The 20008-nt window shown below is 71.5% G+C and carries 14 protein-coding genes and 2 pseudogenes; 9 read left to right on the forward strand and 7 right to left on the reverse strand.

Annotated elements, in window-relative coordinates:
* From ABT116_RS01620 to lgt, 4 genes and pseudogenes are all read left to right on the forward strand, one after another.
* A pseudogene (locus ABT116_RS01620) lies at window positions 1-94 on the forward strand (phosphoribosylaminoimidazolesuccinocarboxamide synthase); the annotation flags it as partial.
* A 2-nt stretch (window positions 95-96) separates the two neighbouring features.
* Window positions 97-594: pseudogene (trpA, locus tag ABT116_RS01625) on the forward strand (tryptophan synthase subunit alpha); the annotation flags it as partial.
* Between the two features lie 86 nt (window positions 595-680).
* On the forward strand, window positions 681-1457 hold the full coding sequence (locus ABT116_RS01630) for a DsbA family protein (protein WP_351626276.1): 777 nt from the start codon (window positions 681-683) through the stop codon (window positions 1455-1457).
* An 84-nt stretch (window positions 1458-1541) separates the two neighbouring features.
* Window positions 1542-2510, forward strand: coding sequence for a prolipoprotein diacylglyceryl transferase (gene lgt / locus ABT116_RS01635; RefSeq protein ID WP_351626279.1), 969 nt, complete (start codon window positions 1542-1544; stop codon window positions 2508-2510).
* A 61-nt stretch (window positions 2511-2571) separates the two neighbouring features.
* Here the strand turns inward: lgt and ABT116_RS01640 are convergent, their stop codons facing one another.
* From ABT116_RS01640 to ABT116_RS01665, 6 genes are read right to left on the reverse strand one after another with little or no spacing between them, the layout of a single operon-like run.
* Window positions 2572-3384 carry an HpcH/HpaI aldolase/citrate lyase family protein gene (locus ABT116_RS01640; RefSeq protein ID WP_351626282.1) on the reverse strand — a complete coding sequence of 271 codons (813 nt, stop codon included), beginning with the start codon at window positions 3382-3384 and terminating at the stop codon, window positions 2572-2574.
* On the reverse strand, window positions 3381-4580 hold the full coding sequence (locus ABT116_RS01645) for a CaiB/BaiF CoA transferase family protein (RefSeq protein ID WP_351626284.1): 1200 nt from the start codon (window positions 4578-4580) through the stop codon (window positions 3381-3383). The genes ABT116_RS01640 and ABT116_RS01645 overlap by 4 nt, the downstream gene beginning before the upstream one ends.
* Window positions 4577-5938, reverse strand: a complete 1362-nt coding sequence (locus ABT116_RS01650) for an ADP-ribosylglycohydrolase family protein (RefSeq protein WP_351626286.1) — start codon at window positions 5936-5938, stop codon at window positions 4577-4579. Before ABT116_RS01650 ends, ABT116_RS01645 begins: the two co-directional genes overlap by 4 nt.
* On the reverse strand, window positions 5926-7095 hold the full coding sequence (locus ABT116_RS01655; RefSeq protein WP_351626288.1) for an ADP-ribosylglycohydrolase family protein: 1170 nt from the start codon (window positions 7093-7095) through the stop codon (window positions 5926-5928). Before ABT116_RS01655 ends, ABT116_RS01650 begins: the two co-directional genes overlap by 13 nt.
* 7 nt (window positions 7096-7102) lie before the next feature.
* Window positions 7103-8341 (reverse strand): ADP-ribosylglycohydrolase family protein, encoded by a 1239-nt coding sequence (locus tag ABT116_RS01660; protein WP_351626291.1) that lies wholly within the window; start codon window positions 8339-8341, stop codon window positions 7103-7105.
* Window positions 8338-9363: an ADP-ribosylglycohydrolase family protein gene (locus ABT116_RS01665; RefSeq protein ID WP_351626293.1), complete on the reverse strand. Its 1026-nt coding sequence runs from the start codon at window positions 9361-9363 to the stop codon at window positions 8338-8340. Before ABT116_RS01665 ends, ABT116_RS01660 begins: the two co-directional genes overlap by 4 nt.
* 226 nt (window positions 9364-9589) lie before the next feature.
* Here ABT116_RS01665 and ABT116_RS01670 point away from each other — a divergent pair, with 226 nt between their 5' ends.
* The 3 genes from ABT116_RS01670 (at window position 9590) to ABT116_RS01680 (ending at window position 16756) form a co-directional block, all read left to right on the forward strand.
* Entirely contained in the window at window positions 9590-10321 is a 732-nt protein-coding gene (locus ABT116_RS01670) for a VIT1/CCC1 transporter family protein (protein ID WP_351626294.1), read from the forward strand.
* Window positions 10322-10701: 380 nt separating this feature from the next.
* Window positions 10702-15300, forward strand: coding sequence for a glutamate synthase large subunit (gltB, locus tag ABT116_RS01675; RefSeq protein WP_351626297.1), 4599 nt, complete (start codon window positions 10702-10704; stop codon window positions 15298-15300).
* Window positions 15293-16756: a glutamate synthase subunit beta gene (locus tag ABT116_RS01680; RefSeq protein WP_351626300.1), complete on the forward strand. Its 1464-nt coding sequence runs from the start codon at window positions 15293-15295 to the stop codon at window positions 16754-16756. Before gltB ends, ABT116_RS01680 begins: the two co-directional genes overlap by 8 nt.
* A gap of 103 nt (window positions 16757-16859) precedes the next feature.
* Here ABT116_RS01680 and ABT116_RS01685 read toward each other — a convergent pair whose 3' ends face one another.
* Window positions 16860-17228: a hypothetical protein gene (locus ABT116_RS01685; protein ID WP_351626303.1), complete on the reverse strand. Its 369-nt coding sequence runs from the start codon at window positions 17226-17228 to the stop codon at window positions 16860-16862.
* 274 nt (window positions 17229-17502) lie between these two features.
* On the opposite strand from ABT116_RS01685, the gene ABT116_RS01690 reads away from it, so the two are divergent.
* Both ABT116_RS01690 and qcrB read left to right on the forward strand, forming a co-directional pair.
* Window positions 17503-18243 carry a vWA domain-containing protein gene (locus tag ABT116_RS01690; protein WP_351626304.1) on the forward strand — a complete coding sequence of 247 codons (741 nt, stop codon included), beginning with the start codon at window positions 17503-17505 and terminating at the stop codon, window positions 18241-18243.
* Window positions 18244-18344: 101 nt separating this feature from the next.
* Window positions 18345-20000, forward strand: a complete 1656-nt coding sequence (gene qcrB / locus ABT116_RS01695) for a cytochrome bc1 complex cytochrome b subunit (RefSeq protein WP_351626307.1) — start codon at window positions 18345-18347, stop codon at window positions 19998-20000.
* The last annotated feature ends 8 nt before the right edge of the window (window positions 20001-20008 follow it).

Raw genomic sequence — 20008 nt, forward strand, 5'->3', positions numbered from 1 at the left:
CACCGTCTGCGGCCTCGCCCTGCCGGAAGGCCTGACCGACGGCAGTGAACTGCCCGCCCCGATCTTCACCCCGGCCACCAAGGCCGAGGTCGGCGCCCCATCGACCGCTACGGCGTCGAGCGGTTCACCGCCGAGCTCGCCGAGGCGGGCGGCGCCGGGTGCATCCTGCCCGACCTGCCCGTGCAGGAGTCGGCACTGTGGAGGGAGCACGCCGAGAAGCACGGTCTCGCCACCGTCTTCGTCGTCGCGCCCAGCAGCCAGGACGAGCGGCTCGCGCAGATCACCGCGGCGGGCAGCGGCTTCGTCTACGCCGCCTCCCTCATGGGCGTCACCGGCACCCGCGCAACCGTCAGCTCGCAGGCCCAGGGCTTGGTGGAACGCACCCGGACCACGCGCGCCGACCTGCCCGTCTGCGTCGGGCTCGGCGTCTCCGACGCCACCCAGGCCGCCGAGGTCGCCGGCTTCGCCGACGGCGTGATCGTCGGCTCGGCCTTCGTCAAGGCGATGCTGGACGCCCCGGACGACGCGGCCGGCCTGGAAGCCGTGCGCGCGCTCGCGGGCGACCTCGCCAAGGGCGTGCGCCGACAGGCGTAAGAAACCAGGAAGTCATACAGGTCCCTCGTACGGGTGGACCTGGGGCCGGGGAGGCGCGGTGCGCCTCCCCGGTTCGTTTCCGGGGTGTGAGCGAGAAGAACCATGAGGGAAAGCGCACCGCCCGGGAGAAGCTGGCGGTCGAGCGCGAGAAGCAGAAGTCCGCGGACAAGCGCCGGCGCGCGCTGATCGTGGGCGGGGCCGTCGTCGCCGTCCTGGGACTCGCGGCGGTGATCGGCGTCGTCGCGGCCAACGCCGGCAAGGACGACGGCAGCGAGGCCTCGGGCCCGGTGGTGACGCCCTCCGGTGCCCAGGGCAAGGACAGCCTGGCCCTCCCGGTCGGCAAGGACAGCGCCAAGTCCACGCTCACGGTCTGGGAGGACTTCCGCTGCCCCGCGTGCAAGTCCTTCGAGACGGCGTACCGGCCGGTGATCCACGAGCTGACCGACGCCGGCGAGCTGAAGGTCGAGTACCACCTGGTCACCCTGATCGACGGCAACATGCGCGGCACCGGCTCCCGCAACGCCGCCAACGCGGCGGCCTGCGCCCAGGACGCCGGGAAGTTCCCCGCGTACCACGACGTGCTCTTCGACAACCAGCCCTCGGAGGTCGACGACGCCTACGCGGACAACGCCAAGCTGATCGAGCTGGCCGGCAAGGTCGACGGTCTGGACACCCCCGCCTTCCGCACCTGTGTCGAGAAGGGCACGTACAACGGCTGGGTCGCCAAGTCCCACCAGGCGTTCAACAAGGGCGGCTTCTCGGGCACACCGACCGTGCTGTTCGACGGCGAGAACATCTACCAGGACCGGACGATGACGCCGGCCAAGCTGAAGCAGATGGTGCAGGAGGCGAACAAGGGGTGAGGGTCGTTCTCACGCCCCTGTTATGGACCCGTAGCCGGGCCGCCTGCCGCGGGCCCGGTGCGGCACGGTAGCGTCGACCTTGCCATGGAACTTGCCTTCATTCCCAGCCCGTCGCGCGGGGTGCTGTACCTCGGCCCCATTCCGCTGCGCGGCTACGCGTTCTGCATCATCATCGGCGTCTTCGTCGCGGTCTGGCTCGGCAACAAGCGCTGGATCGCCCGGGGCGGGCGGGCCGGCACGGTGGCCGACATCGCGGTCTGGGCCGTGCCGTTCGGCCTGGTCGGCGGCCGGCTCTACCACGTGATCACGGACTACGAGCTGTACTTCAGCGAGGGCCGTGACTGGGTGGACGCCTTCAAGATCTGGGAGGGCGGCCTCGGCATCTGGGGCGCGATCGCGCTGGGTGCGCTGGGCGCATGGATCGGCTGCCGTCGCCGCGGCATCCCGATGCCGGCCTACGCCGACGCCGTCGCCCCGGGCATCGCCTTCGCCCAGGCGATCGGCCGCTGGGGCAACTGGTTCAACCAGGAGCTGTACGGCAAGCCCACCGATCTGCCCTGGGCCCTGGAGATCACCTCCTCGTCGGACGGGCGGGTGCCGGGCACCTACCACCCGACGTTCCTGTACGAGTCGCTGTGGTGCATCGGTGTGGCGCTCCTGGTCATCTGGGCCGACCGCCGCTTCCGGCTCGGACACGGCCGGGCGTTCGCGCTGTACGTCGCCGCGTACTGCGCGGGGCGTGGATGGATCGAGTACATGCGCGTCGACGACGCCCACCACATCCTGGGTGTCCGGCTGAACGTCTGGACCGCGATCCTCGTGTTCCTGCTCGCGGTGACGTACCTGGTGCTGTCGTCGAAGAAGCGGCCCGGCCGGGAGGACGTCGTGGAGCCGGGTGCGGATGCCTCCGGCGGCGAGACCGACAGTGCCGAGTCGGCCGATGCGGCGGGCAAGGCCGACCGGGCCGAGGACGCCGGTGAGGACGACGAGCCCGCGGGCGAGGCCGAGGCGGACGGTTTCAGGAACGAGGCCGGGTCGGGGAAGAAGGCCTGACGGTCCGCCGCATGTGACGCACCGAGGGCGCCCGGGACTTTCCCCGGGCGCCCTCGGTGCGTCAGTGGTGGCGGGTCATGGACAGGGTGCGTCGGGCCGCCGTGACCATCGCCGCGTCGATGAAGCGGCCGTCCGGCAGGGCCTGGGCGCCCTGCTCGGTTGCGGCCGCCTTGAGGACCGTTTCCGCCTGCTCGATCTCCTCCTCACCGGGCAGATAGGCCCGCTCGATCACCGGCAGCTGGCGGGGGTGGATCGCGGCCCGGCCAAGAAAGCCCAGGGCGCGGCCGTGCGCGCAGGACGCGGCCAGGCCCTCCTGGTCGTGGATGTCCGGGTGGACCGACTGGGCCGGTGGCGGCAGGCCCGCCGCGCGGGCGGCCACGACCACCCGGGAGCGGGACCAGTCCAGGCCCGTGCCGTCGCGAACGCCGAGGTCGGCACAGAGGTCGGCCTCCCCGAGGGAGATGCCCCGCAGACGGGGGTGGGCGGTGGCGACGGCGTAGGCCTGCTCCACACCGAGGGCCGTCTCCAGGAGCGCGTACAGGTCGGTCCGGGCCGCGCGGCGGGCCACCTGGACGATCTCGGCTGCCGAGGTCACCTTGGGCAGCCGCAGGCCGGACAGGCCCGGCGCTCCCACGAGGGCGGCGATGTCCTGCTCGCCCCAGCCGCCCGGCGCGTTGACGCGGACGTGGACCGGCACCGGGGGCCGGTCCGTGAGCAGCTCCGCGGTGGCGGCGCGGGCGTAGGCCTTGCGGTCCGGGGGGACCGCGTCCTCCAGGTCGATGACGACGACGTCGGCGCCGCTGGTGAGGGCCTTCGCCACCACGTGGGGGCGGTCGCCCGGGGCGTAGAGCCAGGTGAGCGGGTACGCCGTCACAGGGCGCCCTCCGCGCGCAGCGCCGCGAGGTCGTCCGCGGTCAGGCCCAGTTCGGTGAGGACCTCCTCGGTGTCGGCGCCGTGCGGGCGGCCGGCCCAGCGGATCGCGCCGGGCGTGGCGGAGAGCCGGAAGAGGACGTTCTGCATGCGCAGCGGGCCGAGTTCGGGGTCGTCGACGGTGGTGATGGTGTCCAGGGCCTGGTACTGCGGGTCCGCCATCACGTCCCGGATGTCCTGGACCGGGGCCACCGCCGCCTCGGCCTTCTCGAACGCGGCCAGGACGTCGGTGCGGGTGTGTGCGGCGATCCAGCCGCCGACCGCCTCGTCCAGGACGTCGGCGTGGCGGGCGCGGTCGGCGCCCGTGGCGAACCAGGGCTCGTCGATCAGTTCCGGGCGGCCGACCAGGTGCATCACGCGTTCCGCGACCGACTGGGCCGAGGTCGAGACGGCGACCCAGGTGCCGTCCGCGGTGCGGTAGACGCCCCGCGGGGCGTTGTTGGGGGAGCGGTTGCCGGTGCGGGGCTGGACGTGCCCGAGCTGGTCGTACCAGAGGGGCTGGGGGCCGAGGGCGGCCAGGATCGGCTCGATCAGGGCCGTGTCGACGACCTGGCCCTCGCCGGTGCGCTCGCGGGCGGCGAGCGCGGTCAGCACGGCGTACGCCGTCGTCAGGCCCGCGATGGAGTCGGCCAGGCCGAACGGCGGGAGGGTCGGGGGCGCGTCCGGTTCGCCGGTGATCGCGGCGAAGCCGCTCATCGCCTCGGCCAGGGTGCCGAAGCCGGGCCGGTGGGCGTAGGGGCCGAACTGGCCGAAGCCGGTGACGCGGGCCAGGACCAGGCGGGGGTTGGCCGCCGACAGCTCCGGCCAGCCGAGGTCCCACTTCTCCAGGGTGCCGGGGCGGAAGTTCTCGATGATCACGTCGGTGCGGGCGGCCAGGCGCAGGAGGGTGGCGCGGCCGCCGGGCTTCGACAGGTCGAGGGTCATGGTCCGCTTGTTGCGGCCGAGCATCTTCCACCACAGGCCCACGCCGTCCTTGGACGGTCCGTGGCCGCGGGAGGGGTCCGGCTTCCTCGGATGCTCGATCTTGACGACCTCGGCTCCGAAGTCGCCCAGCAGGGTGGCGGCCATCGGGCCGGCGAAGAGGGTGGCGAGGTCGAGGACGCGGAGGCCGGTGAGGGGCGCGGTCGTGGACGCGGTCATGGGCGGCGGGTCTCCCGGTGCGTGAGGTGGGCGAGGGTGTCGAAGCCGATGCCGTTGAAGTCGCCGATGGATGTGGCCAGCCGGTTCTTCAGGGGGGCCGTCCAGCGGTCGGGGAGCGCCGCGGGGTGTCCGGCGAGCAGTCCGGTGATGCTGCCGGCCGTCGCACCGTTTGAGTCGGTGTCCCAGCCGCCGCTCACCGCGCGGCAGACGGAGCCGGTGAAGTCGCCGTTCGCGTGGGTGAGGGCGGCGGCGATCAGAGCGGTGTTGGGGACGGCGTGCACCCAGTGTTGGGTGGCGGCGTGGGTGGCGTGGAGCGCGTCGACGACGGTGTCGAAGTCCTCGTGCTCGTGCGCGATTCGGACCGCTTCGCGGACGGCCCGGGCGAGGCGGGAGCGTGGGGGCACGACGGTGAGGCCGGTGCGCACACAGGTGTGGATGTCGTGGTCGCCGGCCGCGGCCGTCGCGATGGTGGCCGCCGTGAACATCGCGGCGTAGACGCCGTTGGCGGTGTGCGTGAGGGTGGCGTCCCGGTGGGCCTGCTCGGCCGCCGCGGCCGGGTCGCCGGGGTTGGTCCAGCCGTGGACGTCGGCGCGGATCAGGGCACCGATCCATTCGCGGAACGGGTTGCGGTGGCGGGCGGTGTGCGGGGGCTCCAGGCCGGTCAGGAGGTTGCGGTAGGCGACGCGTTCCGCGGTGAAGGTGCGGCCGGCGGGGAGTTCGTCGAGCCAGGTCCGGGCCACGTCCGTGGTGGTGAAGGCCCTGCCGTGCCGCTGGAGCAGGACGAGGTTGAGCAGGGGGTAGTCGAGGTCGTCGTCCTCGGGCATGCCGTCGATGTTCTCGGCGAGGGAGGTGGCTGCCGAGCGGCGGTTCCAGGGATGCCGTTCGAGGAGTTCCGCCGGGACGCCCCGGGCGGTGAAGTAGGTGGTGAGCGGCCAGTTGCCGGTGGAGCGGGCGAGTTCGCGGATGGCGTCGAGGGGGAGCTTCTCGACCGGCTTGCCCAGGAGGCAGCCGGCGGCGCGGCCGAGCCAGGCGGCTTCAAGGTGGTGCGGCGTGGTGGCCGGGGTGCCCACGGGCTCGGGCCAGTCGGGGCATGCGGACCTGATGCTCTCCAGGTCCGTGGGTTCGTCGTCGGACAAGGTGCTGGGAAGGTCCGCCAGTTCGTCCAGGAGGTCTGCGGCCAGCCGGCGCAGGTAGCGGGACGCGGGGGTGGGGGACGCGCCCGCGGTGGCCGGGGCGTCCGGGCCGCCCGCCGCTCGCCAGCGGGCCGCGACCGCTCTCGGCTCGCGTCCGTCCAGGGCCGCCTGGCGGAGTTCGTGGCCGATCAGGTCCTCCGGCTGGACCCAGGTCAGTCGGAGCATTCCCGGCCTCCGAGGGACGCGAAGGCCTGCTCGTGGGCACGGCGGCGGGACAGGTCCCGGGTGAAGATCTCGCGGGTCACGGCCGTGAGGGTGGCCGCCGGTTCCCAGAGGTCCAGTCGGCTCGCCTCCGCGACCGTCTTGGCCCAGTCCTCCGGGACCGGTGAGCCCAGGGCACCCGCCAGGGCGCCGGCCATCGTGGCGATGGAGTCGCAGTCGCGGCCGTAGTTCACCGCGCCGAGGACCGCGTGGCGGTAGTCGCCGCGTGCCACCAGCAGCATGCCCAGCGCGATGGGCAGTTCCTCGATCGCGTGCAGGCGGGACGGGCGGCGGGCGCCGAGTGACGGGGCGCGGTAGTCGGCGCCCACCGTGTCGTAGGGGGCCACCGCCTCGCGCAGCGGCCGCAGTGCCGACTCGAAGTCCGTGTGGCGGGAGGCCTCCTCGCAGACGCGCTCGATCGCGGCCCGGGTGCCGTCCTTCGCGAGGGAGAGGCACGCGGAGACGACCGAGTCCGGGGTCGCGCCGGGCGTGCACGCCGCCGCCACGGCCGCGGCCAGGACGCCCGCCGCCTCACGGCCGTACGACGACTGGTGTGCGCCGGCGATGTCGAGGGCCTCGGCGTAGGCCGCACGCGGGTCGGCCGCGTTGACCAGTCCGACCGGGGCCATGTACATCGCCGCCCCGCAGTTGACGATGTTGCCGGTGCCGGCCTCGCGCGGGTCGGCGTGGCCGTAGTGGATCCTGGTCACCAGCCACTTCTCCGCCAGGAAGATCCGCTGGAGGGGGAGTGCCTCGGTCTCCAGTTCCGGGATCCAGCGGGGCTCCGTCATCAGGTCCGGGACCAGGTGGTCGGCGATCGCGTAGGCGTCGAGGTGGTCGCGGACCCGGGCGTAGACGCGGACCAGGGCGTGGGTCATCAAGGTGTCGTCGGTGACGTGGCCGTCGCCCTTGTGGTACGGGGCGAGGGGGCGGGCGGTGCGCCAGTCGTCGCCGTGCCAGGGGCCGACGACGCCGTGGACGCGGCCGCCGTGGCGTTCGAGGATCTGCTCGGGCGAGTAGCCCTCGACGGGGCCGCCGAGAGCGTCACCGACCGCCGCCCCGACCAGGGCTCCGGTGATGCGCTCGTCCAGAGGGGCGTTTTGATGGGTTTTGGGCTGCATGGCCGCATCATCCACCCGGACGGGCCGGTTGTACGGCTTCCAGGAGTTCGGCGAGTTCGACGAGGTCCGTGCCGGTGAGGCGGGGCAGGACGCAGCCGGAGAGGGTGCGGCAGGTCTCCCTCCAGGACTCGGGGACGGACGCGCCGCCGCCCAGCGCGCCGGTGAGGGCGCCCGCCAGGGCCGGGGCTGAGTCCGCGACGCGGGACAGGCAGGCCGCCGCGGGGATCGCCTCCGCGATGCGGCCGCGGGCGGCGACGGCCAGGGCGAGGGCGACCGGGACGGTCTCGGCGGCGGCGATGCCGTAGCTGTAGACGTGGTCGACGATCTGGTGCTCCAGGGGTGGGACCAGGGCGAAGGCGCTGTCCGCGGCGGCGGCGAGCCGCAGGGCGTGCCGGGCGTTGCGGCCGATCTCCGTCTCCTCGGGGAGTTCGGCGAGAGCCGCGGTGACGCAGGCGTCGACGTCCGCGCCGGCCAGGGCGAGGGCGAGCGCGGCCGCCATCGCGCGGGCGCCGTGGACGCCGTCGTCGTCCTGGGTGTAGCGGGCGTCGAACTCCGCGAGGTCGGCGGCGCGCCGGGGGTCGCCGGGGTGGGCCACGGCCAGGACGCAGGCGCGTACGCAGGCGGCGTCGTCGAAGTAGTGCGGGTTGTCGTGGCCGGTGGCGGGCGGGCGCAGGCCGGTGGCGAGGTTGCCGAGGCCGGCGCGGACGGAGATACGGGCGCGCAGGGGCAGGACGGCGGATTCGATCTCGGGGGCGCGGTCCGCCGCGGCGGCGACCTCGGCGGCGAGGGCGTTCCAGGTGAGGTCGATGGCGGCTCGGGTGCGGCGTTCGCGGCTGAGGTCGTTCAGGACGGTGTCGTCGCCTGCGCGCAGGAGGGCTTCCGCGGCGAAGGCCGCCCATTCGGCGTCGTCGGAGGGGCCGAGGCGGAGGGGCTCGGGGGGCTGGTTCAGGGCGATGGGGACGGGGAGGGTGGTGGTGGCGTTGTGTTCGGCGAAGGTGTCCAGTTCGCGGGTGAGGCGGCGGGTCCAGTCGGGCATGCGGGCGGCTCTGTGCCGGGCTGCGGGCCAGCCGGCGGCGTCGCCGGCGGCCAGTCCGAGCAGCAGGCCTTCGACCTTTCTGGCCGCCTCGGCTTCGCCCTCGGCCCGTTTGTCTCCCGCCCGCGCACCGCCCGTAACCGTCACCCGAGGGGTCCTGGTCTCCCGTGGGGCGCTGTCGCCGTCGGTGGCTGCCCGTGTGTGCGTCGTCATGCAGGGGTCTCCGATCCGTCGCCCGCTGCCAGGGCGAAGTCGCTCGGGCAGGGCCCCTCGCCGGGGTCCGCCGGTGTCAGCAGGTCCGCCACGTCCAGGACGTGGTAGCCGGCCATGGCCGGGAGGCATCTGCCGTGGACCGGGCCGATGGGGGTCGCCCAGGCCTGCGGGATCGCCGACACGCCTCGCGTCGCGCCTGCCAGTGCCCCCGCCACCGCCGCCGTCGTGTCCGCGTCGCGGCCCATGTTCACCGCGGTCAGGACCGACTGCTCGAAGTCGCCGTCGGCCGCCGCGTACGCGCCGAAGGCGAGGGCGACCGCCTCGGGGGCCAGGTCGGTCCAGGGGTAGCCGCCGATGACGACAGCGGAGCGGACCGCGCGTTCGCCGCGGTGGGCGACGGCCACCGCGCGGCGCAGGCTGCGGGCCGTCCAGGAGTCGTCGGGGACGACCGCGAGGGCCGCTGCCACCACCGCGTCCGACGGCGCGCCCGCCATCGCCGCCGCGACGCCCGCGGCCACCGCCCGGCCGCCGTGGATGCCCTCGCCGTCATGGCTCACGGAGCCGTCGATCGCGACCAGCCGCGCCGCCTCCGCCGGGCGGCCCGCCGCGAACACCCCGAAGGGGGCCGCGCGCATGGCCAGGCCGTCGCTCCAGGCGTGCCGGTGCTGGGCGGAGATCGGGGCGGCCAGGCCCCGGCGGAGGTTCTCCAGGGTGCCGCGTTCGCTGAACCCGGCACCCCGGAAGGGGCCCTCGTCTCGGTCGGCGATCCACTCGTGCCAGGCCGCTTCCACATGGCCCGGGGTGAGTGCGGAGCCGTGCCGGGCCAGCAGCAGGCCGGAGAAGATCGCGTACTCGGTGTCGTCCGTGCCCGCCGGGTGCTCGGCGACGTACCCGGTGATCCGGCCCCACCGGGCGCGGATCTCGGAGGGCTTCATGTTCTCGGCCGGGGCCCCGAGCGCGTCCCCGACGGCCAGGCCCAGCAGTGCGCCCCGTGCCCGTGCCCGGAGCCCGATCGATGCCATGGGGGATGTGTCCCACTCCGGTGACTCCGCCGAGCCTCACGAGCCCCAGCATCACCCGGTCGACATCTGCGCGCAGTATTGATCAAGTGAGCGGAAAAGGGTAAAGCCGCAGGTTAGCGCAGCCTTTCCTTGCTGGCGGGGACGGAATTCGGGGCGTAGTTTTGGTGTTGTAAAAGTCTGGAACGTGTCCAAAGACAGTCCGTGGACGGGGAGTGGGGTTCTTTTCATGGCCATCATCGAGACCGAGGCGACGCTGCACGAGGCGCACCGGGACAACCACACGCACCGGGACGTGAACGGCGGCTGGCTGCGTCCCGCGGTGTTCGGTGCGATGGACGGCCTCGTCTCCAACCTCGCCCTGATGACCGGTGTCGCGGGCGGGGCGGTCGGCCAGCACACCGTCGTCCTCAGCGGACTCGCGGGCCTGGCCGCCGGCGCCTTCTCCATGGCCGCCGGCGAATACACCTCCGTCGCCTCGCAGCGCGAGCTCGTCGAGGCCGAGCTGGACGTGGAGCGCCGCCAGCTGCGCAAGCACCCCAAGGACGAGGAGGCCGAGCTCGCCGCGCTCTACGAGTCGAGGGGGGTCGAGCCGCGGCTGGCCCAGGAGGTGGCCCGGCAGCTGTCGAAGGATCCCGAGCAGGCCCTGGAGATCCATGCCCGGGAGGAGCTGGGCATCGACCCCGGCGACCTGCCCTCGCCCACCGTGGCCGCGGTGTCCAGCTTCGGCTCCTTCGCGCTCGGCGCGCTGATTCCCGTCGCGCCCTATCTGCTGGGGGCCAGCAGCATGTGGCCGGCCGTGCTGCTGGCGCTGCTCGGGCTCTTCCTCTGCGGCGCGTTGGTGGCCAGGGTGACGGCACGTACCTGGTGGTACAGCGGGCTGCGGCAGCTGTTCCTGGGAGGCGCGGCGGCCGGTGTGACGTACGCCCTGGGCACCGTGTTCGGAACGGCCGTAGGATAGCGCGGCTCGGACTTATGCAAGGGACTGCATAAGTAGTCGTTACTGGTTGGTTTCGGATGTGCGACCACCGGGCATGAGCCGTAAGCGCTGCGGGCAACGACGCTCGCCGCGCACCCCAGCGGGTCGGGCGAAGACGCCTGCCCCGCTCCTCGGGCCGACGCAGACCGATCTGACCCGATCGTTTCGTGCGGCCCCTCCACAGCTTCCACTGCTGGTGCGGTACCCCCGCCGCGAACCCGCAGTGTCCGCATGCTGGAACGGATTATCCCGGTTCCCGAGAACCGCTCCATCATGTAACCTGCACGAAATTTTGCGATCACGCGAGGGCCAACGTCGTCCCTCGGCACTTGCAATGCCACTTGACGACGACGGGAGAGCCGATGCGTACGCCGCGCCAGCCGTCCCAGCATTCCGCGAATGGCCAGAACTGGTCGTTCATGGATGCTCGCCCTGCTGCGCAGGGTATGTACGACCCCCGCAACGAGCACGACGCCTGCGGCGTCGGCTTCGTCGCCACCCTCACCGGCGAGGCGTCCCACACCCTGGTCGAGCAGGCTCTGACCGTCCTGCGCAACCTCGAACACCGCGGCGCCACCGGCTCCGAGCCCGACTCCGGCGACGGCGCCGGCATCCTCTCGCAGGTCCCGGACGCCTTCTTCCGCGACGTGGCCGCATTCGAACTCCCCGACGCCGGTTCCTACGCCGTCGGCATCGCCTTCCTGCCGGAGGACTCCACCGCCGACGCCGTCTCGCAGATCGAGACGATCGCGGCCGACGAGGGCCTGACCGTCCTCGGCTGGCGCGAGGTGCCGGTCGCGCCCCAGCTGCTGGGCGCCACCGCCCGGTCGACCATGCCGGTCTTCCGCCAGATCTTCGTCAGCGACGGCGTTTCGGAGGGCATCGCCCTCGACCGCAAGGCCTTCGTGCTGCGCAAGCGCGCCGAGCGCGAGGCCGGCGTCTACTTCCCGTCGCTGTCGGCGCGGACCATCGTCTACAAGGGCATGCTGACCACCGGCCAGCTGGAGCCCTTCTTCCCGGACCTGTCCGACCGCCGCTTCGCCTCCGCGATCGCGCTCGTGCACTCCCGGTTCTCGACCAACACCTTCCCGTCGTGGCCGCTGGCCCACCCCTACCGGTTCGTCGCGCACAACGGTGAGATCAACACCGTCAAGGGCAACCGCAACTGGATGGTGGCCCGCGAGTCGCAGCTCGTCTCGGACCTGTTCGGCTCCGACGACAAGGCCATCGACCGGATCTTCCCGGTCTGTACGCCGGACGCCTCCGACTCCGCGTCCTTCGACGAGGTCCTCGAACTCCTGCACCTGGGCGGCCGTTCCCTGCCGCACTCCGTGCTGATGATGATCCCGGAGGCGTGGGAGAACCACGACTCCATGGACCCGGCCCGGCGCGCCTTCTACCAGTTCCACTCCACGATGATGGAGCCCTGGGACGGCCCGGCCTGTGTCACCTTCACCGACGGCACCCAGGTCGGCGCGGTCCTCGACCGCAACGGCCTGCGCCCCGGCCGCTACTGGGTCACCGACGACGGCCTCGTCGTCCTCGGCTCCGAGGTCGGCGTCCTGGACATCGACCCGTCCAAGGTCGTCCGCAAGGGCCGCCTCCAGCCCGGCCGCATGTTCCTCGTCGACACCGCCGAGCACCGCATCATCGAGGACGACGAGATCAAGGCCGAGCTCGCCGCCGAGAACCCCTACGCGGAGTGGCTCGAGGCCGGCGAGATCGAGCTCGAGGACCTGCCCGAGCGCGAGCACATCGTGCACACGCACGCCTCGGTCACCCGCCGCCAGCAGACCTTCGGCTACACCGAGGAGGAGCTGCGCGTCCTCCTCGCGCCGATGGCCAAGGCGGGTGCCGAGCCGATCGGCTCGATGGGCACCGACTCGCCCATCGCCGCGCTGTCGGACCGCCCGCGCCTGCTCTTCGACTACTTCACCCAGCTGTTCGCGCAGGTCACCAACCCGCCGCTGGACGCCATCCGCGAGGAACTGGTCACCTCCCTGCGCTCCTCGCTGGGCCCGCAGGGCAACCTGCTCGACCCGAGCGCGGCCTCCTGCCGCAGCGTCCTGCTGCCCTTCCCGGTCATCGACAACGACGAGCTGGCCAAGCTCATCCACATCAACGCCGACGGCGACATGCCCGGCTTCAAGGCCGCGACGCTCTCCGGCCTGTACCGGGTGCACGGCGGCGGTGACGCGCTGGCCGCGCGCATCGAGGAGATCTGCGCCGAGGCCGACGCCGCCATCGACAACGGCGCCCGCCTGATCGTCCTGTCGGACCGCCACTCCGACGCCGAGCACGCGCCGATCCCCTCGCTGCTGCTCACCGCGGCCGTCCACCACCACCTCATCCGCACCAAGCAGCGCACCCAGGTGGGCCTGCTGGTCGAGGCCGGTGACGTCCGCGAGGTCCACCACGTCGCCCTGCTCATCGGCTACGGCGCCGCCGCCGTCAACCCGTACCTGGCGATGGAGTCCGTCGAGGACCTGGTCCGCGCGGGGACGTTCCTCCCCGGCATCGAGCCCGAGAAGGCCATCCGCAACCTCATCTACGCCCTCGGCAAGGGCGTGCTGAAGGTCATGTCCAAGATGGGCATCTCCACCGTCGCCTCCTACCGCGGGGCCCAGGTCTTCGAGGCCGTCGGTCTCGACGACGCCTTCGTCGAGAAGTACTTCAACGGCACGGCCACCAAGATCGGCGGTGTCGGCATCGACGTCGTCGCCAAGGAGGTCGCCGCCCGGCACGCCAAGGCCTACCCGGCCTCCGGCATCGCCCCGGCGCACCGCGCCCTGGAGATAGGCGGCGAGTACCAGTGGCGCCGCGAGGGCGAGCCGCACCTGTTCGACCCGGAGACGGTCTTCCGCCTCCAGCACTCCACGCGCTCCGGCCGGTACGACATCTTCAAGAAGTACACCGAGCGCGTGAACGAGCAGTCCGAGCGCCTGATGACGCTGCGCGGCCTGTTCGGCTTCAAGTCGGACCGGCAGCCGATCTCCATCGACGAGGTCGAGCCGGTCTCCGAGATCGTCAAGCGCTTCTCGACCGGCGCCATGTCGTACGGCTCCATCTCCCAGGAGGCGCACGAGACCCTCGCCATCGCCATGAACCAGCTGGGCGGCAAGTCCAACACCGGTGAGGGCGGCGAGGACCCGGAGCGTCTCTACGACCCGGCCCGCCGGTCGTCCATCAAGCAGGTCGCCTCCGGCCGCTTCGGTGTGACCTCCGAGTACCTGGTCAACTCCGACGACATCCAGATCAAGATGGCCCAAGGTGCCAAGCCCGGCGAGGGCGGCCAGCTGCCCGGCCACAAGGTCTACCCGTGGGTCGCCAAGACCCGTCACTCGACCCCGGGCGTCGGCCTCATCTCCCCGCCGCCGCACCACGACATCTACTCCATCGAGGACCTGGCCCAGCTGATCCACGACCTGAAGAACGCGAACCCGCAGGCGCGGATTCACGTCAAGCTGGTCTCCGAGGTCGGCGTCGGCACGGTCGCGGCCGGTGTCTCCAAGGCGCACGCGGACGTCGTCCTCATCTCCGGCCACGACGGCGGCACGGGCGCCTCGCCGCTCACCTCGCTGAAGCACGCCGGCGGCCCCTGGGAGCTGGGTCTCGCCGAGACCCAGCAGACCCTGCTGCTCAACGGTCTGCGCGACCGCATCGTCGTCCAGACCGACGGCCAGCTGAAGACCGGCCGTGACGTGGTCATCGCCGCGCTGCTCGGCGCCGAGGAGTTCGGTTTCGCGACCGCGCCGCTCGTCGTCTCCGGCTGCGTCATGATGCGCGTCTGCCACCTCGACACCTGCCCGGTCGGCATCGCCACGCAGAACCCGGTCCTGCGCGAGCGCTACTCCGGCAAGGCCGAGTACGTCGTGAACTTCTTCCAGTACATCGCCGAAGAGGTCCGCGAGATCCTCGCCGAGCTGGGCTTCCGCTCCATCGAGGAGGCCGTCGGCCACGCCGAGACGCTCGACGTGACCCGCGCGGTCGACCACTGGAAGGCACAGGGCCTGGACCTGGAGCCGCTGTTCCACGTGCCCGAGCTGCCCGAGGGCGCGGTCCGCCACCAGCTGATCGCCCAGGACCACGGCCTGGAGAAGGCGCTCGACAACCAGCTGATCAAGCTGGCCTCGGACGCGCTCGCCGCTTCCGGCGCCACCGACGCCCAGCCGGTGCGCGCCCAGGTGCAGATCCGCAACATCAACCGCACGGTCGGCACCATGCTCGGCCACGAGGTGACGAAGAAGTTCGGTGGCGCGGGCCTGCCCGACGACACCATCGACATCACCTTCACCGGCTCCGCGGGCCAGTCCTTCGGCGCCTTCGTGCCCAGCGGTGTCACCCTGCGCCTGGAGGGCGACGCAAACGACTACGTCGGCAAGGGCCTGTCCGGCGGCCGGATCGTCGTCCGCCCGGACCGCGCGGCCGACCACCTCGCCGAGTACAGCGTCATCGCCGGCAACACCATCGGCTACGGCGCCACCGGCGGCGAGATGTTCCTGCGCGGCAAGGTCGGCGAGCGGTTCTGCGTCCGCAACTCCGGCGCGACGGTCGTCTCCGAGGGCGTGGGCGACCACGGCTGCGAGTACATGACCGGCGGTCACGCGGTGGTGCTCGGCGAGACCGGCCGCAACTTCGCGGCCGGCATGTCCGGCGGTATCGCGTACGTGATCGACTTGGACCGCGACAACGTCAACGTCGGCAACCTGGACGCCGTCGAGCCGCTGGACGACACCGACAAGCAGTGGCTGCACGACGTGGTCCGCCGCCACCAGGAGGAGACCGGCTCGACCGTCGCCGAGAAGCTCCTGGGCGAGTGGGACGCCGCCGTCGAGCGCTTCAGCAGGATCATCCCCAGCACGTACAAGGCAGTGCTCGCCGCCAAGGACGCCGCCGAGCGAGCCGGTCTCTCCGAGACCGAGACCCACGAGAAGATGATGGAGGCGGCGATCAATGGCTGACCCGAAGGGCTTCCTGAACCACGGGCGCGAGCTCGCCAAGTCCCGCCCCGTCGAGGAGCGCGTCAAGGACTGGAACGAGGTCTACGTCCCCGGCTCCCTGCTGCCCATCATCAGCAAGCAGGCCAGCCGCTGCATGGACTGCGGCATCCCGTTCTGCCACAACGGCTGTCCGCTGGGGAACCTGATCCCCGAGTGGAACGACTACGCCTACCGCGAGGACTGGGCGGCGGCTTCGGAGCGTCTGCACGCGACGAACAACTTCCCGGAGTTCACGGGCCGCTTGTGCCCCGCTCCCTGTGAGTCGGCGTGTGTGCTCGGCATCAACCAGCCGCCGGTCACCATCAAGAACGTCGAGGTCTCGATCATCGACAAGGCGTGGGAGACCGGGGACGTCGCCCCGCAGATCCCCGAGCGCCTGTCCGGCAAGACCGTCGCCGTCATCGGCTCGGGCCCGGCGGGTCTCGCCGCCGCCCAGCAGCTGACCCGCGCCGGCCACACCGTCGCCGTCTACGAGCGCGCGGACCGCATCGGAGGCCTCCTCCGCTACGGCATCCCCGAGTTCAAGATGGAGAAGCGGCACATCAACCGCCGTATCGAGCAGATGCGCGCGGAGGGCACCCGCTTCCGCACGGGCATCGAGATCGGCCGCGACCTCAAGGCCACGGACCTGAAGAAGCGCTACGACGCGGTCGTCCTGGCCGTCGGCGCCACCACGGCCCGTGACCTGCCGGTGCCCGGCCGCGAGCTCAAGGGCATCTACCAGGCCATGGAGTACCTGCCGCTGGCCAACAAGGTCCAGGAGGGCGACTACGTCACCACTCCGCTGTCGGCCGAGGGCAAGCACGTCGTGGTCATCGGCGGCGGCGACACCGGCGCGGACTGCGTGGGCACCGCCCACCGCCAGGGCGCGGCCTCCGTCACGCAGCTGGAGATCATGCCCCGCCCGGGCGAGGACCGGCACCCGACGAACCAGCCCTGGCCGACCTTCCCCATGCTGTACAAGGTCACCTCGGCGCACGAGGAGGGCGGCGAGCGGGTCTACTCGGTCTCGACGACCCACTTCGAGGGCGACGAGGACGGCAACGTCCAGTGGCTGCACCTCACCGAGGTGGAGTTCATCGACGGCAAGCTGACCCCGAAGCCGGGCTCCGAGCGCAAGATCCCCGCGCAGCTGGTGACCCTCGCCATGGGCTTCACCGGCACCGACCGGGAGAACGGCCTGGTCGAGCAGTTCGGCCTGGAGCTCGACGAACGCGGCAACATCGCCCGCGACGCCGACTTCCAGACCAACGTGCCGGGCGTGTTCGTCGCCGGTGACGCCGGCCGCGGCCAGTCGCTCATCGTCTGGGCCATCGCCGAGGGCCGTTCGGCGGCGCGCGGAGTGGACCGGGCTCTCACGGGCGCGAGCGAGCTGCCGGCGCCGATCCGTCCCACGGACCGCGCGCTGATGGTCTGACCGCACCGCACAAGACGTCCCGTACAAAGGCGTACGGAACACTGACGGCGCCTGCCCCACAGTCCCCGACCGGACGACCGGGCAGGCGCTGTCGCATGTCCGCCTACCTGCCGGGGGTCACCCAGGTGACGATGACGGCGGATGCGACGGAGAGAACCCCGAGCAGGGCGAGCCAGCGGGCCCACTCCACCAGGAGCCAGACCGCCCTGGTCCGCTCCTTCTCGTAGCGCAGCAACCGGCCCGCCTCCAGCAGGATCTCCTCACCGGGCCGCCCGTGCACCGCGATGACGCCCAGCCACGACGCCGTGACGAGGGCGACGAAGCCGGTGATCAGCAGCCCGATCACCCACCAGCGCGGCGTGTCCGCCAGCTTGCTCAGGTCCTCTTGGCCCTTGAGCACGAAGACGGCCGTGAGCAGACCGGTGAGCGAGGCCAGGAAGTTCCGGTACCCCTCCGCTTGCTGTATCGCCATCTGCAACACGAGCGGCCTCCGGCCGGGTCGGAACGGCCCGGTTGCGCATCGGCGGGCAGGATGTGGTCCCGCCCCCTCACCGTCGTGCCGTGACAGGACAGGTAGAGGAACGCGGTGTCGCCGGCCATGCATGTGTCGAAGAACTCCTGGAGCTCGCCCAGCAGTTTGAAGCCACCCGGGTTCATCGCAGAGCAGACATCTTCCGAGTCTCCCTTTGCCGTACTCTCTGGCCCAGCCCCGGGGATCGAGAGCCGGGCGGTAAGGGGACCCCCGCATGGCCGCGATCACGTTCACCAAGGTCCAGGAGACCGCTCCCGCGCTGGTGAACCTCTACAAGAGCGCCGGAGTGTCCCTCGCGAAGCACGGGCTGGACGGGCTGCGGGCCGCGGTCTACCTCGTGGTCGACTACTCCGGCTCGATGAAGCCGTACTACAAGGACGGCAGTGTGCAGGCGCTGGCCGACCGGGTGCTCGGGCTGTCGGCGCACCTGGACGACGACGGCAGCGTGCCGGTCGTGTTCTTCTCCACCGACGTCGACGTCGACGCCGAGACCGAGATCGCCCTGGACGGCCACCAGGGGCGGATCGAGCGGATCGTGGCCGGGCTCGGGCACATGGGGAAGACCAGCTACCACCTGGCGATGGACGCCGTGATCGACCACTACCTCGACAGCGGCTCGACGGAGCCCGCCCTGGTGGTGTTCCAGACCGACGGCGGGCCCATCAACAAGCTCGCCGCGGAACGCTACCTGTGCAAGGCGGCGAAGCTGCCGCTGTTCTGGCAGTTCATCGGGTTCGGTGACCCGGGCAGCAAGCAGTTCGACTTCCTGCGCAAGCTGGACGAGCTGGCCGTGCCGGGCAAGCGGGTCGTCGACAACGCCGGGTTCTTCCACGCGGGGCAGGACCCGCGGAAGGTCCCGGACGCCGAGCTGTACGACCGGCTGGTGGGCGAGTTCCCGAAGTGGCTCGTGGCCGCACGGGCGCAGGGGATCGTGCGGCACCCCGCCGGCCGCTGAACCGGCCGCTGGTCCCCTTGGCCCAACCCTTCCCACGCCCCGTTTGCACGGCCGCGACACCGTGCCACGCTGGGAAGGATCCCACGGGGAGGCGACGACGTATGGGCGACGACGGCGCACGACGGGTGTACGGGACGGACTCCGCCCACCGAAGGCCGCCCGCAGGCAAGGGCGAGAAGCTCGCCGACTGGGCCGACGGACGGCTCGGGCTCTACGCCCTGGCCAAGGCCAACATGCGCAAGGTCTTCCCGGACCACTGGTCCTTCATGCTGGGCGAGGTCACCCTCTACAGCTTCGTCGTGCTGATCCTCACCGGCGTCTACCTCACCCTGTTCTTCGAGCCCAGCATGCACGAGGTCGTCTACGACGGCTCCTACACGGAGCTCAACGGCGTCCTGATGAGCAGGGCGTTCGAGTCCACGCTGGACATCAGCTTCGATGTGCGCGGCGGGCTGCTGATCCGGCAGATCCACCACTGGGCGGCGCTGGTCTTCATCACCGGCATGCTGGTGCACATGATGCGGGTGTTCTTCACCGGAGCCTTCCGCAAGCCGCGCGAACTGAACTGGCTCTTCGGCTGGACCCTGCTGATGCTCGGCATCATCACCGGCCTGACCGGCTACTCCCTCCCCGACGACCTGCTGTCCGGCACCGGCCTCCGCTTCGCGCACGGCGCCATCCTGTCGATCCCGATCGTCGGGACGTACCTGGCGTTCTTCCTCTTCGGCGGGGAGTTCCCGGGCGACGACATCATCTCGCGGCTGTACCCCGTCCACGTCCTGCTGCTGCCCGGGATCATGCTGGGCCTGGTCACCGCCCATCTGATCCTGGTCTTCTACCACAAGCACACCCAGTTCCCGGGCCCCGGCCGCCAGGAGAAGTCGGTCGTCGGGATGCCCTTCCTGCCGGTCTACATGGCCAAGGCCGGCGGCTTCTTCTTCCTCGTCTTCGGCGTCCTGACGGTGATGGGCGCGATCGCCCAGATCAACCCCGTGTGGGCTTTCGGCCCCTACCGCCCCGACCTGGTCACCACCGGCGCCCAGCCCGACTGGTACCTGGGCTTCTCCGAAGGCCTGATCCGGGTGATGCCGGGATGGGAGATCAACCTCTGGGGGCACACCCTCGTCCTCGGCGTGTTCATCCCCTTCTCGCTCTTCCCGCTGATCCTGCTCGCCCTCGGTCTCTACCCCTTCCTCGAGGCGTGGATCACCGGCGACAAACGCGAGCACCACATCCTGGACCGGCCGCGCAACGCACCCGTGCGCACCGGCCTGGGCGTGGCCTGGCTGACCCTGTACGCGGTGCTGCTGATCGGCGGCGGCAACGACATCGTCGCCACCCATCTGCACCTGTCCATCAACGTGATCACCTGGTTCGTGCGGATCGGGGTCTTCGTCCTGCCGGTCGCCGCCTTCATCGTCACGAAGAAGATCTGCATGGGCCTGCAGCGCCGCGACCGCGCCAAGGTGCTGCACGGCAGGGAGAGCGGCACCATCAAACGGCTGCCGACCGGTGAGTACATCGAGCTCCACGAGCCCCTCACCCAGGGCGAGCTGTTCACACTCACCCAGCACGAGCAGAACCCGCCCTACGAGATCGGGCGTGAGGTCGACGCAGGAGGAGTCCGCCGCCGTGTCAAGCGATCCGAGCGGCTGCGCGCCCGGCTCGCGAAGGCCATGTACGGACCCGACGCGCGGATCGAGAAACCTACCGTGGAGCAGTACCGGGAGATCACCAGCGGCGAACACCCGCACTGACGACCGGG

It is taken from the genome of Streptomyces sp. NPDC002130, from assembly GCF_040296465.1.
In the GTDB taxonomy this organism is placed as follows: Bacteria; Actinomycetota; Actinomycetes; order Streptomycetales; family Streptomycetaceae; genus Streptomyces.

Coding starts and splice junctions, on each gene's coding strand:
- lgt (WP_351626279.1), top strand. CDS start 1,542: ATGGAACTTGCCTTCATTCCCAGCCCGTCGCGCGGGGTGCTGTACCTC.
- ABT116_RS01645 (WP_351626284.1), bottom strand. CDS start 4,580: ATGACCGCGTCCACGACCGCGCCCCTCACCGGCCTCCGCGTCCTCGAC.
- ABT116_RS01650 (WP_351626286.1), bottom strand. CDS start 5,938: ATGCTCCGACTGACCTGGGTCCAGCCGGAGGACCTGATCGGCCACGAA.
- ABT116_RS01655 (WP_351626288.1), bottom strand. CDS start 7,095: ATGCAGCCCAAAACCCATCAAAACGCCCCTCTGGACGAGCGCATCACC.
- ABT116_RS01660 (WP_351626291.1), bottom strand. CDS start 8,341: ATGACGACGCACACACGGGCAGCCACCGACGGCGACAGCGCCCCACGG.
- ABT116_RS01665 (WP_351626293.1), bottom strand. CDS start 9,363: ATGGCATCGATCGGGCTCCGGGCACGGGCACGGGGCGCACTGCTGGGC.
- ABT116_RS01670 (WP_351626294.1), top strand. CDS start 9,590: ATGGCCATCATCGAGACCGAGGCGACGCTGCACGAGGCGCACCGGGAC.
- gltB (WP_351626297.1), top strand. CDS start 10,702: ATGCGTACGCCGCGCCAGCCGTCCCAGCATTCCGCGAATGGCCAGAAC.
- ABT116_RS01680 (WP_351626300.1), top strand. CDS start 15,293: ATGGCTGACCCGAAGGGCTTCCTGAACCACGGGCGCGAGCTCGCCAAG.
- ABT116_RS01685 (WP_351626303.1), bottom strand. CDS start 17,228: ATGGCGATACAGCAAGCGGAGGGGTACCGGAACTTCCTGGCCTCGCTC.
- ABT116_RS01690 (WP_351626304.1), top strand. CDS start 17,503: ATGGCCGCGATCACGTTCACCAAGGTCCAGGAGACCGCTCCCGCGCTG.
- qcrB (WP_351626307.1), top strand. CDS start 18,345: ATGGGCGACGACGGCGCACGACGGGTGTACGGGACGGACTCCGCCCAC.